This window comes from Brevundimonas sp. SL161 (assembly GCF_049896985.1).
In the GTDB taxonomy this organism is placed as follows: Bacteria; Pseudomonadota; Alphaproteobacteria; order Caulobacterales; family Caulobacteraceae; genus Brevundimonas.
In genome coordinates this window covers 73227-89571 of the sequence record NZ_JAFCVJ010000009.1, presented here as the reverse complement: position 1 = coordinate 89571, position 16345 = coordinate 73227, and the positions used below count along the sequence as shown (strand labels likewise).

General features: G+C 66.8%; 16 protein-coding genes. 4 read left to right on the top strand and 12 right to left on the bottom strand.

Annotation, left to right across the window (positions count from 1 at the left end):
- The first annotated feature begins 13 nt into the window (after nt 1-13).
- Nucleotides 14-901, top strand: a complete 888-nt coding sequence (locus tag ACP7AU_RS08720) for a hypothetical protein (RefSeq protein WP_426039286.1) — start codon at nt 14-16, stop codon at nt 899-901.
- A gap of 76 nt (nt 902-977) precedes the next feature.
- The gene (locus ACP7AU_RS08715; protein ID WP_426051151.1) at nt 978-1919 is read left to right on the top strand and encodes a CPBP family intramembrane glutamic endopeptidase; all 942 of its coding nucleotides are present in this window, start codon (nt 978-980) and stop codon (nt 1917-1919) included.
- Nucleotides 1920-1922: 3 nt separating this feature from the next.
- On the opposite strand, the gene uvrA is transcribed toward ACP7AU_RS08715, so the two are convergent.
- From uvrA to ACP7AU_RS08685, 6 genes are all read right to left on the bottom strand, one after another.
- Nucleotides 1923-4859 carry an excinuclease ABC subunit UvrA gene (uvrA, locus tag ACP7AU_RS08710; protein ID WP_426051150.1) on the bottom strand — a complete coding sequence of 979 codons (2937 nt, stop codon included), beginning with the start codon at nt 4857-4859 and terminating at the stop codon, nt 1923-1925.
- A gap of 131 nt (nt 4860-4990) precedes the next feature.
- Nucleotides 4991-5182, bottom strand: coding sequence for a hypothetical protein (locus ACP7AU_RS08705; protein WP_426051149.1), 192 nt, complete (start codon nt 5180-5182; stop codon nt 4991-4993).
- A 51-nt stretch (nt 5183-5233) separates the two neighbouring features.
- Nucleotides 5234-6835, bottom strand: a complete 1602-nt coding sequence (locus tag ACP7AU_RS08700) for an EAL domain-containing protein (protein WP_426051148.1) — start codon at nt 6833-6835, stop codon at nt 5234-5236.
- Between the two features lie 74 nt (nt 6836-6909).
- Entirely contained in the window at nt 6910-7350 is a 441-nt protein-coding gene (locus ACP7AU_RS08695) for a flagellar basal-body protein FlbY (RefSeq protein WP_426039290.1), read from the bottom strand.
- Nucleotides 7347-7670 carry a rod-binding protein gene (locus ACP7AU_RS08690; protein WP_426051147.1) on the bottom strand — a complete coding sequence of 108 codons (324 nt, stop codon included), beginning with the start codon at nt 7668-7670 and terminating at the stop codon, nt 7347-7349. Before ACP7AU_RS08690 ends, ACP7AU_RS08695 begins: the two co-directional genes overlap by 4 nt.
- Complete coding sequence (locus ACP7AU_RS08685) at nt 7670-8725, bottom strand: flagellar basal body P-ring protein FlgI (protein WP_426051175.1); 1056 nt, start codon at nt 8723-8725, stop codon at nt 7670-7672. The genes ACP7AU_RS08690 and ACP7AU_RS08685 overlap by 1 nt, the downstream gene beginning before the upstream one ends.
- A gap of 233 nt (nt 8726-8958) precedes the next feature.
- Here ACP7AU_RS08685 and ACP7AU_RS08680 point away from each other — a divergent pair, with 233 nt between their 5' ends.
- Together ACP7AU_RS08680 and dksA are read left to right on the top strand one after the other, a co-directional pair.
- On the top strand, nt 8959-9384 hold the full coding sequence (locus ACP7AU_RS08680; protein ID WP_426039292.1) for a flagellar assembly protein FliX: 426 nt from the start codon (nt 8959-8961) through the stop codon (nt 9382-9384).
- Nucleotides 9385-9568: 184 nt separating this feature from the next.
- Nucleotides 9569-10003, top strand: a complete 435-nt coding sequence (dksA, locus tag ACP7AU_RS08675) for an RNA polymerase-binding protein DksA (protein WP_303696140.1) — start codon at nt 9569-9571, stop codon at nt 10001-10003.
- A gap of 154 nt (nt 10004-10157) precedes the next feature.
- Here the strand turns inward: dksA and ACP7AU_RS08670 are convergent, their stop codons facing one another.
- The 6 genes from ACP7AU_RS08670 to rpsF all read right to left on the bottom strand — a co-directional run bounded on the left by ACP7AU_RS08670 (nt 10158) and on the right by rpsF (nt 16324).
- Entirely contained in the window at nt 10158-11654 is a 1497-nt protein-coding gene (locus ACP7AU_RS08670; RefSeq protein ID WP_303696096.1) for a replicative DNA helicase, read from the bottom strand.
- Between the two features lie 121 nt (nt 11655-11775).
- Nucleotides 11776-12162: a hypothetical protein gene (locus tag ACP7AU_RS08665; RefSeq protein ID WP_426039293.1), complete on the bottom strand. Its 387-nt coding sequence runs from the start codon at nt 12160-12162 to the stop codon at nt 11776-11778.
- Between the two features lie 124 nt (nt 12163-12286).
- Entirely contained in the window at nt 12287-14749 is a 2463-nt protein-coding gene (locus tag ACP7AU_RS08660) for a TonB-dependent receptor plug domain-containing protein (protein WP_426051146.1), read from the bottom strand.
- 303 nt (nt 14750-15052) lie between these two features.
- The gene (gene rplI, locus ACP7AU_RS08655; RefSeq protein WP_303696099.1) at nt 15053-15637 is read right to left on the bottom strand and encodes a 50S ribosomal protein L9; all 585 of its coding nucleotides are present in this window, start codon (nt 15635-15637) and stop codon (nt 15053-15055) included.
- A 1-nt stretch (nt 15638) separates the two neighbouring features.
- Entirely contained in the window at nt 15639-15926 is a 288-nt protein-coding gene (gene rpsR / locus ACP7AU_RS08650; protein WP_303696100.1) for a 30S ribosomal protein S18, read from the bottom strand.
- 14 nt (nt 15927-15940) lie between these two features.
- On the bottom strand, nt 15941-16324 hold the full coding sequence (rpsF, locus tag ACP7AU_RS08645; protein ID WP_303696101.1) for a 30S ribosomal protein S6: 384 nt from the start codon (nt 16322-16324) through the stop codon (nt 15941-15943).
- Between the last annotated feature and the right edge of the window lie 21 nt (nt 16325-16345).

Genomic DNA, 16345 nt, shown 5'->3' with positions numbered 1-16345 from the left:
ACGGAGGGAATCGATGACCTTTTCAGCGACCGAGGCAGCCTTCGAAGGCTTTCGCGTGGTGCGCCGCCATCCGCTGGCGATTGTGTTCTGGAGTCTGGCCTATCTGATCTTCTTCGCCGCCTTCTTCGGGTTGTTCGGCGGCTCGCTGGCGACCCTGATGGCGACGACAGAGAGCCTGGAGGGCGCGCAGCCCAGCGCGCAGGAGCTGGAAGCCCTGGGCCAGACCTATCTGGGCTTCATGGCCCTCGCCCTGCCGCTTGGGCTCGTGATCGGCGCCGTGCTGAACGCCGCCGTCGCGCGCGCGGTCCTGTTTCCCGCCGAGAAGGGCTTCGGCTACGTGCGCCTCGGTGGCGATGAGTTGCGGGTACTCGCTGTCTCGGTGATTCTGGGCATCGTCTTCTTCGCTGTTTCCATCGTTCTGTTCGGGGTCGTGGGAGTGCTGGCCGGACTGGCCGCGCAGGCCAATGCAGGCGTTGGCATCCTCGTCGGGGTCCTGGTCGGCCTCGGCGCCTGCGTTGTCCTCTTCTGGCTGGCGATCCGCCTCAGCATGGCCATCCCTCTGACCGTGGCCGAAAAGCGGATCGCGCCGTTCGCATCCTTCGCCATGACCAAGGGCCACGCCTTGCCGCTGCTGGGCATGGCGGTCATCGCCTTCATCATGTCGATCCTCGTCACCCTGCTGGGCACGATCATCGCCCTGCCCATCACGCTGGCGACCGGCGGAATCCAGCAACTGGCGACGATGGACGGCCAGTCGACGGCGCAGATCCTGCAGGCCGCCGGAGCCGGCCTGATCGGCTGGGGCGTGGTCAACGCCATCTTCTCAGCGCTCCAGATCGCGGTGGTCTATGCGCCGTTTTCGGCCGCCTATCGCGACCTGAAGGGTCTGCCGCAGGACTAGGCTTTCTGTCGCAAGGGTAACTTGGCGCGGTGCGACCGGGCGGATAGCGTCATGGAAACAGGGCGGGGGACCCCAGATGGCCGGAATTGAACTCTACGCGCCGAGGCTGGCGCGTCATCGACGCACATGGAGCGTGGCCGCGGTGGTTCTCGCCGCAGTCTTCCTGATTGGCGGGCCGCTGATCGCGGTCCTGATCGCCAAGCTCACGGGGCTGAATTCCCGGATGGGGTGGACCAGCGAGCTCTATCAGCTGGTCGTCTTTTTCGGCCTGACGGCGGCGCTGCTGATCGCCTGGGTCGTCTTGTTCGAGCGGCGGCCGCTGTCGACCATCGGCTTCAACCAGCATGGCCTGAAGCGCTTCCTGCGCGGCTATGCGATCGGGTTGGGTTTCCTGCTGGTGACGATCGGCCTGATCTGGGTTGTCGGCGGCTATCGCATCGAAAGCGGCGGCGTGTTCGCCAAGGCCGGCGCGGTCGCGGCGCTCCTGCCCATCGGCGCCCTGTTGCTGGGTTTTATCGTCCAGGGCTCGGCCGAGGAGATCGTGTTCCGGGGATGGCTGATGCAGCTGATCGCCTCGCGCCACGGCCTGGTCATCGCCCTGATCGTCAACGCCGTCCTGTTCGGCCTGGCCCATGCCGGCAACACGGACCCGACGCCGGAGCTGGCGCTGGGCGTCGTGAACATCGTCCTGTTCGGCACCTTCATCGGCCTCTATGCGGCGCGTGAGGGCTCGCTGTGGGGCGTGTGCGGCTGGCATGCGGCCTGGAACTGGCTGCTGGGTCTGGGTTTCGGCCTGGAGGTATCGGGACACGTCATCGACGTCACCCCCCTGTTCGTCGACCTGACGACCACGGCGGGCGCGCCCTGGTGGCTGACCGGCGCGACCTTCGGACCCGAAGCCAGCGTGGTGACGACCGCCATCCTGCTGGGGGCCAGCGTCTGGGTCGTCCTGCGTGGACCGTTCAAGGGCCACGCAACGCCGGAACCGGTCGCGCGCGCCGAGGCGCCCGCGACCTGATCCTCAGGCGCCGGCCCTGGCTCGGGCCTTCTTCACCGGGGCTTCTGCGGTGAGTGCGGCGACCCGCGCCTTGCGGCGGGTCTCGTGCCGGTCCAGCACCTCCTTGAGGTATTTGCCGGTCCAGCTCGCCTCGTTCGCCGCGACCTGTTCGGGGGTGCCCACCGCGACGATCTCGCCGCCGCCGTCGCCGCCCTCGGGGCCGAAGTCCAGCAGATAGTCGGCGATCTTGATGACATCGAGATTGTGTTCGATCACCACGATCGTGTTGCCGGCCTCGACCAGTTCCTGCAGCACCTCCAGCAGTTTGCGGATGTCCTCGAAATGCAGGCCTGTGGTGGGCTCATCGAGGATGTAGAGGGTCTTGCCGGTCGCCCGTTTCGACAGCTCCTTGGACAGCTTGACCCGTTGGGCCTCGCCCCCCGACAGGGTCGTCGCAGACTGGCCGACCTTGACGTAGTCGAGGCCGACTCGTGACAGGGTCAGCATCTTGTCGCGGATCGGCGGCACGGCCTTGAAGAAGTGGCCGGCCTCCTCGACCGTCATGTCCAGCACGTCGGATATGCTCTTGCCCTTGAAGACGATCTCCAGCGTCTCGCGGTTGTATCGCTTGCCCTTGCAGACGTCGCAGGTGACATAGACGTCGGGCAGGAAATGCATCTCGATCTTGATCAGGCCATCGCCCTGACAGGCCTCGCAGCGCCCGCCCTTGACGTTGAAGCTGAACCGCCCGGGCCCATAGCCGCGCGCCTTGGATTCCGGCAGGCCCGCGTACCAGTCGCGGATGGGCCCGAAGGCGCCGGTATAGGTGGCCGGGTTGGAGCGCGGGGTGCGGCCGATGGGCGACTGGTCGATGTCGATGACCTTGTCGAAATGCTCCAGCCCCTCGATCCGATCGAAGGGGGCCGGGGCGTCGGAGGCGTTGTGAAGCCGGCGCGCGGCAGCCTTGTAGAGGGTCTCGATCGTAAAGGTCGACTTGCCGCCCCCCGACACCCCGGTGACGCAGGTGAACAGGCCGACGGGGATTTCGCCCGTGACCGCCTTCAGATTGTTGCCGGTCGCGCCCGAGATCCTGAGCATCTTCTTGCGGTCGATCGGACGGCGGCCTTCCGGCGGCAGTTCGATCTCACGCTCGCCGGTCAGGTATTTGCCGGTCAGGGACTTCGGATTGGCCATGACCTCTTCGGGCGTGCCCTCGGCGCAGATCTCGCCGCCGTGGACGCCGGCGGCCGGCCCCATGTCGATGACATAGTCGGCGGTCATGATCGCCTCCTCGTCGTGTTCGACGACGAGGACGGAGTTGCCGAGATCGCGCAGACCCCGGAGGGACTCCAGCAACCGGCTGTTGTCGCGCTGGTGCAGGCCGATCGACGGCTCATCCAGTACATAGAGCACGCCGGTCAGGCCCGAGCCGATCTGGGAGGCCAGGCGGATGCGCTGGCTCTCGCCGCCGGACAGGGTGCCGGACGACCGCGACAGGCTGAGATAGTCGAGGCCGACATTGTTCAGGAAGCGCAGCCGGTCGCTGATCTCCTTAAGGATGCGGCGGCCGATCTCCATCTGCTTGTCGGTCAGCTGGTCGGGCAGGGCGCTGACCCAGTCGTAGGCCTTCCTGATCGACAGCATGGAGATCTCGGCGATGTCGTTGCCGGCGATCTTCACCGCCAGGGCCTCGGGCTTCAGCCGCTTGCCGCCGCAGGCGTCGCACGGCGTTTCTGACTGGAACCGGCCCAGTTCCTCGCGGACCCATGCGCTGTCGGTCTCGCGCCAGCGGCGGTCGAGGTTGGGCACGACCCCCTCGAACGGTTTGGAGACCTCGTATTTCCGGGCGTTGTCGTCATAGACGAACTTGATCTTCTCCGAGCCCGTGCCGTTCAGGATGACGGACTGGGCCTTCTCGGGCAGCTCGCGCCACGGCTTGTCCATCGAGAAGCCGTAGTGGAGCGCAAGCGCCTGCAGGGTCTGGGTGTAGAGCGGCGAGGGGCCGCGCGACCACGGGGCTACCGCGCCCTTGTGCAGGGTCTTGTCGCGGTCCGGGATGACCAGGTCGGCGTCGAAGGCCAGCTTGACCCCCAGGCCGTCGCAGACCGGACAGGCGCCAAACGGATTGTTGAACGAGAACAGCCGCGGCTCGATCTCGGCGATGGTGAAGCCGGAGACGGGGCAGGCGAACTTCTCGGAGAAGGTGATCCGGCGCGGTTCCTGGCCTTCCTCGGCATTGGCCCATTCCGCGACGGCGATGCCGTCGGCCAGACCGAGCGCGGTCTGCAGGCTGTCGGCGTAGCGCGCCTCAAGACCCGCCTTGGTGACGATCCGGTCCACGACGATGTCGATGTCGTGCTTGAATTTCTTGTCGAGCGTCGGCGCGTCCTCGATGGCGTAGAAGGCCCCGTCGATCTTCAGACGCTGGAAACCCGAGCGCTGCCACTCGGCCATCTCCTTCTTGTATTCGCCCTTGCGACCCCTGATGACCGGGGCCAGCAGCAGCAGGCGCTCGCCCTCTGGCAGGGCGCCCAGTTTGTCGACCATCATGGAGATGGTCTGGCTTTCGATCGGCAGGCCGGTCGCAGGCGAGTAGGGCACGCCGACGCGCGCCCACAGCAGACGCATATAGTCGTGGATCTCGGTCACCGTGCCGACGGTCGAGCGCGGGTTCTTCGACGTCGTCTTCTGTTCGATCGAGATGGCCGGCGACAGGCCCTCGATCAGGTCGACGTCCGGCTTGCCCATCAGCTCCAGGAACTGGCGCGCATAGGCGCTGAGCGACTCGACATAGCGGCGCTGGCCCTCGGCATAGATGGTGTCGAAGGCGAGTGAGGATTTGCCCGACCCCGACAGGCCGGTCATGACGACCAGCTTCTCGCGCGGGATGTCGACATCCACACCCTTGAGATTGTGCTCGCGGGCGCCGCGCACGCGGATGAAGTTGTGCTTTTCGGTCATGCTGCCAGGAAACGGGGGCCGGGAACGCGGGAGACCGGACGAGGTCCGGAGCGACAACGCTATATGGGAACTGATCCGGGGATATCAGCAAGAACAATATGGGAACATCAAGGCGCTGCCGCCAGATGCTGTCAATCCAGCAGCGCGGCGCGGGTGTTCAGGGGGACGACGCAGGGGATGTCCTCGACACCCCCGATGTAGCGGTCGTCTACGTCGGGCAGATCCGTTCGGCGATTTCGGTCGTCCGGAGCGTGCAATCGTCGGCAAGCACCTGGAATCGATGGCCGGATCAGGACGGTTGCGGCGAGGATGGGGCGGACCAAGGCGACCTCCGGATGCCGGCGGCCTGACCTGTCACGCTTCGCGGCGTTCCGTCAGCCCCAGCCGAAAACGGCGCCCACGCGTCGGACGGCGGCGGCCGGCTCGCCATAGGCCAGCACGGTGCGCGGTTCGGCTTCGGCCTTGCCGAACAGCCAACCTTGCCCCTGATTCACGCCGAGATCGCGCAGGATGTCCGCCACGTCCTCGGTCTCGATCATCTCGGCGATGGTTTCGACCTTCATCGAGCGACAGAGGTCGACCAGATGGCCGATCATCGTCCGGGCGCGAGAGTCGGTCTGGATCCCCTCCACGAACCGTCCATCGATCTTGACCGTGTCGACCGAGAGGCCGCGCAGGTAGTCATAGGAGGCCGAGCCGGCTCCGAAATCGTCAATACAGACCCTGATGCCGGCCGCGCGTAGCGCGCCCAGTCGGCGGTTGGCGGACTCGATATCCGCCAGGGCGGCGGACTCGGTCACTTCGACGATCAAGCGGCGTCTCTCGTCGGGCTTGGACGCCGTCATTCGCAGGACGGCCTGCACATAGCGGTCGTCGGCCAGCGAAGCCCCGGAGACATTGACCGCGAACTTCATGAGACCGGCGCCGGGGCGCCGGAGCCGGCTGAGAGCCTTTTCCGCCACCGCGATGTCGAAGGCGTCAATCAGGGCGAGTTCTTCCGCCATCCGGATGGTGTCCGCCGGCCCGGCGGAACCCTTGAAGCGCGCCAGCGCCTCGAAATGATGGACCCCGCCGGTCTTCAGGTCGACGATCGGCTGGTAGTGAAGATCGAAACTACGATCGCGCGCCATGGCCCTGAAGGCGTCGGCATCCTTGAGCGTGCGGGACAGGGATGCGGTGAACGATAGCTCGGGCCCGCCCGCGCCGCCGTTCAGGCAGCCTTCGACAGCGAAGCGCAGCGCCCGGAGGGTGTTCAGGGTGTTGCCGCCGGTCTCCGTGCCCACGTCCGTCGCGGCGACATCGAGCGTCAGGCCCTCGCTGAGGCCCAGTTCACGCATCTCCCCGGCGAGGTCATGGGCGATCGTGCGGTCGCGCAACATGGCGAAACGCTCCGGGCCGAGTTTGCCGGCGCTGGCTCCGTCGATCGAAGCCGCCTGGAGCGCGGCCTCGACCCTCGCCGTCAGGCGTTGGCCCGCCTCGCCAAGGCCTTCGGCCGCCGCGAGACCGACGACATCGACGAAGGCGACCGTCATGTCCGCCGAGGCGTCGGGCGCCGTCAGCAGGTCGCGGGCGCGATCCAGGAAGGCGCCCGGCGTCAGCGCCGGCCGCGCGTGAGGATCGTGGAGCGCATAGGCCGGGCCCTCCCAAGCCACCGAGATCGAGATGTTCGGTGCGAGGTCCGGCAACCCGAAAAGCCGTATTGTCGCCCGGCGCACGCGGTCATCGCCGGACCTAAAGAGCACTTCGACCGGGGCGGATCGCGAGCCGGCGGCAAGATCGGCCACGACCCGCTCGAGGAGCTTGGCGCTGGCCTTGCCGATGCCGTCGAAAAGGGAGCTGCCGATAAGGGATTCCGCCGACGTCTGAGCAGAGGGACCGGATCCCAGCCCGAACGTGATCCGGCCGTCTCTGTCGATCTCCAGCAGGAGGTCCGACGAGGCGAAGGCCAGACCCAGAAGGCGTTTGCGGATGGACATCGCGCGATACTTCCGCCAACCCGTTAAGCTTGGCCTCAGACTTGTCGTTAACGTGCCGGTTCAGGCCAGGCGGTTCAGGCCGTGCGGTTCAGTGTGACGGCGCGGCTGTCGCCGCCGTTCGCCTTGCCGGAGGCGCCGTAGCCGGTTCCCATGGCTCGCGCGCCTGCGACCTCCTGGGCGATGGTGCGGACCAGACCCTCCGAGATCGTGCGCGCCGCCTCGACCGTGCGGCCGTGGATGGCGAGCACCGCCTCGAACGCCTCGGTCGCCTTGATCAGGGCCATGCGATCGCTCGCCGGCGCGGCGGCCAGGATCGCCTTGTTGGCCTTGAGGTGCCCGGTTTCCTTGCGATACTGGTTGGCCAGCTCCTGGGTCTCGGCCAGGCCTGCCGTGACATCGGCCGCGCGACGGGTGGCGAAGGCGTCGGTCTCCCGCTCGAGCCGGGCGGTCAGTCGGTCGGTCAGCGCCGTGAGTCTGCGCAGATAGGCCGTGGCGGTGGTCGGATCGTGGGTCATGCGACCGCTCCGGGCTGGGCCTGGGTCTGTTCGGTCTGCATGCGGATCATCTCGGACACGACGGTGTCGGCCAGGCCGATGCCTCCGGCGCGGACGGTCTGCTTGGCCATTTCGTCGATCATGAAGCTGCGCCAGGTGCCCTCGGCCTCGCCGCCGCCGAACGGGCCGTTGGTGTCGATACCCTCGAACATCGGCTTGAGCATCTGCGACAGGAAGGAGGCCTCAAACTTCTCCGCCGTCTCGCGCATGCGCGGCGTTTCAGCGGTCGGTGCGGCCATTGGCGAGGTCAGCAGGGAGGGGGAGACGGCCAGGTCACTCATCACAGAACCTCGATGTCGGCCTGCAGGGCGCCCGCCGCCTTGATGGCCTGAAGGATGGAAATCATGTCGCGGGGCGAGACGCCGAGCGCGTTCAGCCCGTTGACCAGGGTCGACAGCGAGGTCGCGCCGTTCACCAGCCGGATCTCGCGGCCCAGTTCTTCCTCGACCGTGACATCGGACTGCGGGACGACCGTCGTCTGGCCTTGGCTGAAGGGGGCCGGCTGGCTGACCTGCGGGTTCTCCTGGACCGAGATGGTCAGGTTGCCCTGGGCGATGGCGACGGTGGAGATGCGGACGTTCTCGCCCATGACGATCACGCCGTTGACCTCGTCGATGATCACCCGGGCCGGGGTGTCGACCGCGACCGGCATGTTCTCGACGCGGCTGATGAAGGCGGCCATGCCGAGTTGGCCGGGCGCACGCAGGGCGACGACGGAGCCATTCTCGGCCAGGGCGGTCGAAGGGTAGGTGGCGTTGATGGCGGCGGCCACGCGCTGGGCCGTCGTGAAGTCGGGATTGCGCAGGGTCAGGCGCACTTCGGTGAGACTGTCGAGCTGGAAGCCCGTCTCACGCTCGACCGTGGCGCCCGAGGCGATGCGGCCGGCGGTCGGCACGCCGCGCGTCACCGACGAGCCCGAACCGCCCGAGCCCGACACGGAACCGGTCTGCACCGAGCCCTGCCCCACGGCATAGACCTGGCTGTCGGCGCCCTGGAGGCTGGTGACCAGAAGCGTGCCGCCGAGTAGGCTCTTGGCGTCGCACAGGCTGGAGACCGAGATGTCGACCCGCGAGCCGGGCGTGGCGAAGGGCGGCAGCTCGGCCGTCACCATGACGGCGGCCAGGTTCTTGGAGTTGGCGTTGGTCCCGCGGATGTTGACGCCAAGGCGCTCGGTCATGCCTTCCAGCGACTGGCGGGTGAACGGGCAGTTGCGCAGGCTGTCGCCCGTGCCGTTCAGGCCGACGACGAGGCCGTAGCCGACCAGCTGGTTGGTCCGGACGCCCTCGATCGAGGCGATGTCCTTGATCCGCGACTGGGCCGACGCCGGGGCGGCCATCACGGCGCCGAGGGCGAAGGGGATCAGGAAGGCGGTAAGAAACTTTTGCACTGGCCGGCTTTCCCCGAGGGTTCGGGGACAGGCGTTGCGAAGATCGTGCCGCGAAGGAAACCGTTTTAAATCAACGAATCGATCTGGCCGACGCCCGCCTGGCCCGGCAAATCCTGCCTTGCCGTTAACCAAACAGTGACGGTCGCCCGACGATGGTGCGGAATGTCCCGGAGTCTCCGCTCATGAAGGTCAACGGCCCGTCCGGCGCCGCCCCAACCGGCGGCCAGCGTCCGGTGCGCTCGGCCGGCGGATTTTCCATGCCCCAGCCGTCCGGCGCGGCCCCGGCCAGTGCGTCGCAGGCGGTGGTTCCGGCGTCCGCGGTCGCAGATCTCTCGGCCCTAATGGCGCTTCAGGGCGTCGAGACGGCGACGGAGCGCCGTCGTCGCGCCATCCGTCGCGGCGGGACCCTGCTGGACCGTCTGGACGAGTTGAAGATCGCCATGCTGTCGGGTGAGGCCGGGGAAGGCGCGCTCGAACGCCTGGGCCGGACCCTTCGTGAGGAACGTCCGGAGGACGAGGACGCGGGCCTGACAGGCCTGCTGGAACAGATCGACCTGCGCGCTGCAGTTGAGCTGGCCAAGGCCGAAGTTCGCCGCAATGCAGCATAAACTGCCGAAAAGCGGCCTTATTCCCCTGTTCCGAGGACAAGGTGAGGACAGAATGTCACGGTGCCGGGTCCAACGAAGCATTGCCGCGATCACGGACGCGCGAACACGGTTGCCGCGACTCTCCGGCCTGCCTATACGCCTGCAAGCGCCATGGGGGGCGTTGTTCTAGAGTGTGAGTGCGATGATGACCGCATTGGCCTCGATCGTGTCTGACGAACCGGTCGCCTACCGACCTTCCGACGACGAGCCGTTCATGAATGAACGTCAGCTCGCCTATTTCAAGCACAAGCTCATGGCGTGGCGGGATGACATCCTGCGCGAATCCAAAGGCACCGTGGTCAACCTGAAGGCCGAGACGGAGAACCATCCGGATCTGCTGGATCGGGCGTCTTCGGCGTCGGACCGCGCGCTGGAGCTGCGCACGCGCGACCGACAGCGCAAGCTGATCTCCAAGATCGAGGACGCCCTGCGTCGGATCGAGGACGGCTCCTACGGCTATTGCGAGGACACCGGCGAACCGATCGGCCTCGGGCGGCTGGAAGCCCGTCCGACCGCGACCATGTCCGTCGAAGCCCAGGAACGCCACGAGCGCCGCGAACGGGTTCACAGGGACGATTGAGACGCCAAACCCGTGCATCCCCGCGAAGGCGGGGACCCAGGCTTTGGCGGCAACTCTGTGCCCGGGATCAAGGTCCGCGAGCGTTCGGTGACATCCATCGCCTAAAGAACTGGGTTCCCGCCTTCGCGGGGATGTACGGAGTTTTATCGGGCTCCTACTCCGGAATGTCGCTGAAGTTGCCGTAGCCGCTGCGGGCCAGGTTGCCGAAGCGGGTGGTGTCGGCGTCGAAGCTCAGTTTCACGATGCCGATCGGGCCGTGGCGCTGCTTGCCGATGACGACCTCCGCCTGGTGTTCCAGAAGGTCCATGTCCTCCTGCCATTTCAGGTGCTCTTCCGTGCCTTCGCGCGGCTCGGTGCGGCCCAGGTAGTAGCTTTCACGATAGACGAACATGACGCAGTCGGCGTCCTGCTCGATCGAGCCCGACTCGCGCAGGTCGGACAGCTGCGGCCGCTTGTCCTCGCGGTTCTCGACCTGACGCGACAGCTGCGACAGGGCGATGATCGGCAGATTCAGCTCCTTGGCCAGGGCCTTCAGGCCGCCGGTGATCTCGGACACCTCCTGCACCCGGTTCTTCTGCGCATTGCCGTCGCCGACGGTGATGAGCTGGAGGTAGTCGACAATGATCAGGTCGAGGCCCTGCTCCATCCGCTTCAGGCGCCGTGCGCGGGCGGCCAGTTTGGAGATGGCCAGGCCGCCGGTAGCGTCGATATAGAGGGGGCTTTCCCCGATCTCGATGGCGGCGTCGCGGACCTTGCCGAAGTCTGAGGCGTCGATCTCGCCCTTGCGGAGGCGGTCGGAGGACACGCCGGAGGCATCGGCCAGAATCCGCATGGCCAGCTGTTCGGCGCTCATTTCCAGCGAGAAGAAGGCAACTACGCCGCCGGAGACGGTCTTGCGGCCGTCAGGCGTCGGCTCCCAGCGGTAGTTGCGGGCCACGTTGAAGGCGATATTGGTCGCCAGCGCCGTCTTGCCCATCGACGGACGGCCCGCGAGGATCAGCAGGTCGGACGGGTGCATGCCGCCGAGCTTCGAATCCAGATCGTCGAGGTGGGTCGCCAGACCGGCCAGCTTGCCGTCGCGCTGATAGGCCTCGCCCGCCATCTGGACGGCCCCGGCCAGAGCGGTCGAGAAGCTGACGAACCCGGACGAAGGCGCGCCGGTCTCGGCCAGCGAATACAGGGTCAGTTCCGCCTGCTCGATCTGGTCGATGGCGGCGGTCTCGGGGTTGGGGGCGTCCCTGACGATGTCGCCGCCGACGCGGATCAGGTCGCGGCGCAGGGCCAGATCATAGACCACACGGGCATAGTCCGGCGCGTTGGCGCCGAGGGGGGCGCGGTCCATCAGGTCGGCCAGATAGCGCAGGCCGCCGAACTCGGCGAAGGCCGGGTCCTGTTTGAACCGTTCCATCAGAATGGTCGGCTCGGCTAGCATGCCCTGGCGGATATGGTCCTCGATCGCGTCGTAGAGCCGCTGGTGGAAGGGCTCGTAGAAGTGCTGGCCGCGCAGGCGGTCGCTGAGCCGCTCGAAGATGGCGTTGTCGAACATCAGGGCGCCCAGCAGCGCCTGTTCGGCCTCAAGGTTATGAGGCAGCGACGGAATCGCGACGGCCCCAAATGAATCGGACGGGGCAAAGGGAGAGAAAGCGTTCATCGGGTTAACGCTTACCCGTCCCACGCCCCTGCGACATGCCCGGACGCACCCGTCAACGGGGATGGAATCAGTCGGTCTGTGGACTGCTGAAAAATCCCTAGACGGATCAGTTCCGGCGCCGTCAGGCGGCCGGGCAGGGGTAGCGCGACGCCATCCATTCGCCGAAGCCTTCCGCGACTGTCATGCGCGTGCGGCGCGCCGGAGGAATGGCGTTGAGGAAGGCCAGCAACTGTCGCGGGTTGACCTCGATCCGCTCGGGCGGGCACGCGCCCGGCCGGCGACCCGCCGCCCGGGCAGCGCTGATATCGGATCTGACCGTGGTAAAGGCCGCGTTGGCTTCGGACATCAGACGGCGCGCGTCAGGCCGAAGCGCTGCGAGTGGGTTCAACGGGATGCGATTGGCCCGGGCCACGAAGGCGTCAAGCGTCGTGTTCGACTGGGCCGAGGCTGGTGCGGCAAGCACGACCGATACTGCCACGAAGGCGGCTGCGAAACTGGCGACTCTCACGACGATACCTCCGGTTGACTGCCAAGCTTCAACGCCTGCTAGTGGCGGAAACATGGCGCCGAATTGCGAAACGGCGCGGAGATCGCTCTCCGCGCCGTTCCGTCGTTCAGGTCTGGAGCGCGCTCTAGAAGTTGTAGCTCACGCGGGCGAACAGGAAACGGCCGTTGAAGCCGTAAGGCGAGAAGCTGGGGAAGCCCACCGAACCCGTGCCGCCGTTGAGCGCTGACGGCGTGAACTGCGGATACTCGTCCGTCAGGTTGTTGACGCCCACAGCTGCCGTGACGCCGATCGGGAAGGTGTAGCGGCCTTCCAGATCGATCAGGGTCGCGTCGCCCGCCTGGTAGTCCAGGGTCGATGTGTTGTTGGGGACCAGGACGCTGCCGTAGTAGGTCGCGCGCGCCGTGGCCGAGAAGTCGCCCAGGCTCCAGTCGACGCTGCCGACGACCTTGCGCCGGGGCGTGCCGTCCGTGAACGACAGCTGGTTGGCGCGGTCGAACAGATAACCCGGCGATGTCGGGATGGCGACGGTGGACGGGATTTCCGGCAGGGCCGTGATCTCGGTCGCGTTGAAGTTCGCAGCGCCCGTGAAGGTGAACTGACCGAAGTCCTGGTCGGTGCGATAGCGGGCCACGACGTCCACGCCGCTGGTCGAGGTGTCGACGCCGTTCAGGAAGAAGCGTGCGCCGGTCACGCCGAAGGGCGCCAGCAGGGCCAGAGTGGCGCTGGTGGTCGCCGCCGACTGGCTGGGACGGGCCAGGCCGAGCGTCTCGGAGTAGATGATCCGGTCCGCAATATCGATGCGGTAGGCGTCGACCGTCAGCTCGAACCCGCCGTTCCGCAGAACGAAGCCGCCCGAGAAGTTGGTCGAGTGTTCCGGCTCCAGCGGCGCCGACCCGAGGGCGATGGCGACCGGGTCATTGACGCGGAACGAACCGGCCTGGACCAGCGAGGTCACGGGCACGCCGCCGACCACGGTAGTGACCAGGTTGGTGGCGACATAGCTGAAGAATTGTTGCTGCAGGGCCGGGGCCTTGAAGCCTGTCGAGATCGCGCCGCGCAGGGCGAAATGTTCATTGGCGTCCCAGCGGGCCGACAGCTTGCCGGTCAGGGTGTCGCCGAAGTCCGAATAGTCTTCGTAACGTGCGGCGGCGCCGATGGTAACCGATTCAGAAAGGCGGCCTTCCAGATCGATGTATGCGCTGACGTTGCTGCGGTCCTCATCGACCACGTTGGCCGGCTGGAAGCCCGGGAAGCCCTGGGCGCCGCCGCCGGCAGCGAGCGGGCCGCGGTTGTAGGAGGTCGGCTCGCCAGCGTGGACTTCGAACGACTCGCGCCGATATTCCAGGCCGAAGGCGACGTTGAGCGGCTCGAACAGGTTGGCTTCGACCTGTTTCACGCCGTCGATCGAGACGGTGAGCTGGTCATAAGCCAGGCCGCCGGCGTCGAAGGAGGTCTGGGACGCCGCGCCGTAGGAGGCGTTCAGGCTGTTGAAGACGGTATAGTCCAGCTCGTTGCGGCCGTAGCCGGCCGAGAAGTCCCAATCGATGCCGCCGGCTTCGCCCTTGAGGCCGCCGAACAGGTTGTAGTCGTCGATCGCGGCGCCGATCATCGGGAGGAAGCCGTTCGGATAGATGGCCAGGACGTTGTTGCTGTTGTTGAAGGCACGTGCGGTCGCGGCCGATTCCGAATCCCGGTGCTGGTAGCCGCCGAAGGCGTAGCCTTCCCAGCCGTTTTCCAGCGGCTTGCCGGCGTTGAACCAGACCGACTGGGCGCTGGTCTTCGGATCGCCGAAGCGGCCGAGGACGGTGGTGGACGAACCATTCGAGACGCTGCCGGGCGCGGCGTAGTCGGAGCGATTGGTCGGGTCGCGCTCCTGGACCTCGCCCGAGATCGTCAGGAAGCCATCGCCGAACAGGGGCAGGCCGACCCAGCCGGAGAGCGAGATCTGCTCACCATCGTTGCGGTCGTGCGAACCGCGCGCGGTGTCGAACTGGGTGTCGTAGACGCCATAGACGGCGGTCAGGCCGCCGCCCGAGGCGGCCTCGCGCAGGCGCAGGTTGATGACGCCGGCGATGGCGTCGGCGCCGTACTGGGCCGAGGCGCCGTCACGCAGGACTTCGACGCTGCCGAGGGTGATCGCCGGGATCGTATTCAGGTCGAAGGCCGTCGAGCCCCGACCGAGGTTGCCGTTGACGTTGACCAGAGCGGCGACGTGGCCGCGCTGGCCGTTGATCAGGACCAGTGTCTGGTCGGGGGCGAGGCCCCGCAGCGTCGCCGGGCGGACGTGGTCCGAACCGTCCGAGATTGCGGGACGTGGGAAGTTGATGGCCGGGGCGGTGGCGGCGAGCGCCGCAGCCAGCTCGGTGCCGGCGCCCTGGCGCGTCAGGACTTCGCCTGAGATCACATCGACCGGGGCGACCGAGTCGAGACGCGTGCGGCCCACGGTGCGCGTGCCGGTGACGATGATCTCGTCGACCGCGGTCGCTTCCTGAGGCGCCGTCTGGGCTGTCGCCGCGATCGGGCAGGCGAGCAGGGTCGCGGCGGAGCTGAAGCCGAGAAGGACTGAGCGGGAAATTCTGAGGTGCATGACGAGCCTGACGAGATGGGGCCGACGCGGGACGCGTGGCGCGCGAGATGTGGTCGGATGTCCGGCGTTGACCGCCGCGTGGTTATCGGCCGACCGGCCACGCAACAATATTGCGCGGACCAGCGCGGACGCCCCCTATCATGCAAGCTGGGTGCGTCGAGCGGCGTGGTCAAGCGTGTGTTAATGCAAGCGACTGCCCTCGTTGCAATTTTGACATAGTTCGGTTCGCTTGCAGCAAAAAGGGCGTGCCCGGAGGACACGCCCTTTAGCGTCTCTATCGGCTCGACGAACCGATCTTCAGGATCAGGCCTCGGAGCCGAGACCGTCCTGTTGACCGGCGCCGCCCTCGACCATGTCGCGAGCCTGTTCGGCGGCCGCGTTGCGGTCGTCGTCGTAGGCCGACTTGATCACGTCCTCGCCCTTCGCCTGACGTTCGGCTTCATCAGCCGAGCGCGCGACGTTGATCGTGACCGTGGCGGAGACCTCGGCGTGCAGGCGAACCGGCACGACGTGGAGACCCAGGGTCTTGATCGGGGTGTTGAGCACGATCTGCGAACGTTCGACCTTGCCGCCCTCGGCCTGGATGGCCTCCATGACGTCGCGGCCGCCGACCGAACCGTACAGCTGGCCGGTTTCGCCGGCCTGACGGATCATCACATAGACCTGGCCGTCGATCTTCGAGGCGATCGCGCCGGCGTCGGTCTTGTTGCGTTCGTTGCGCGCCTCGATGGCGACGCGGTCCAGTTCGAACTTCTCCAGGTTCTTCGAGGTGGCGCGAAGCGCCTTCTCGCGGGGCAGGAGGAAGTTACGGGCGAAACCGTCCTTGACAGTGACGACGTCGCCGATGGCGCCGAGGTTCTCGACGCGTTCGAGCAGAACGACCTTCATCTTATTTCACCACGTAAGGCAGGAGGGCCAGATAGCGGGCGCGCTTGATGGCCTTGGCCAGTTCGCGCTGCTTGATCTGGGACACGGCCGTGATGCGCGAAGGCACGATCTTGCCGCGTTCGGAAATGTAGCGCTGGAGCAGCTTGACGTCCTTGTAGTCGATCTTCGGCGCGCCTTCACCCGAGAACGGGCAGACCTTGCGACGACGATAGAAGGGACGACGGCCGGAGCCGCCCGAGCCGGCAGGGGTGCCGGGAACGTTGGCGGAGGGGGAGGTGGTGTCAGTCATGGGTCCAGATCTCCTTACGCGGCCACTTCGGCGTCTTCACGCGGCGTACGCTCGCGGTCACGCTCGCGCTCACGCTCGCGGCGGGCCAGCAGGGGCGACAGTTCCAGATCGAGTTCCTCGACCTTGACCGTCAGCCAGCGCAGCACGTCCTCATTGATGCCGAGCTGACGCTCGACTTCGGCCATGGCGGGGGGCGGGCAGTCGATGGCCAGCAGGGAATAGTGAGCCTTGCGGTTCTTCTTGACCCGATAGGTCAGGTTGCGCAGTCCCCAGTACTCGATCTTGGCGACGGATCCGCCGCCGGCCACGATGAGGTCCTTGATGGTGTCGTTGAGGGCTTCGGCCTGTTGCGCGCTGATATCCTGGCGCGACATGACCGTGTGCTCGTAAAGAGCCATAGTGCAGTCTCCCTTGTAGGG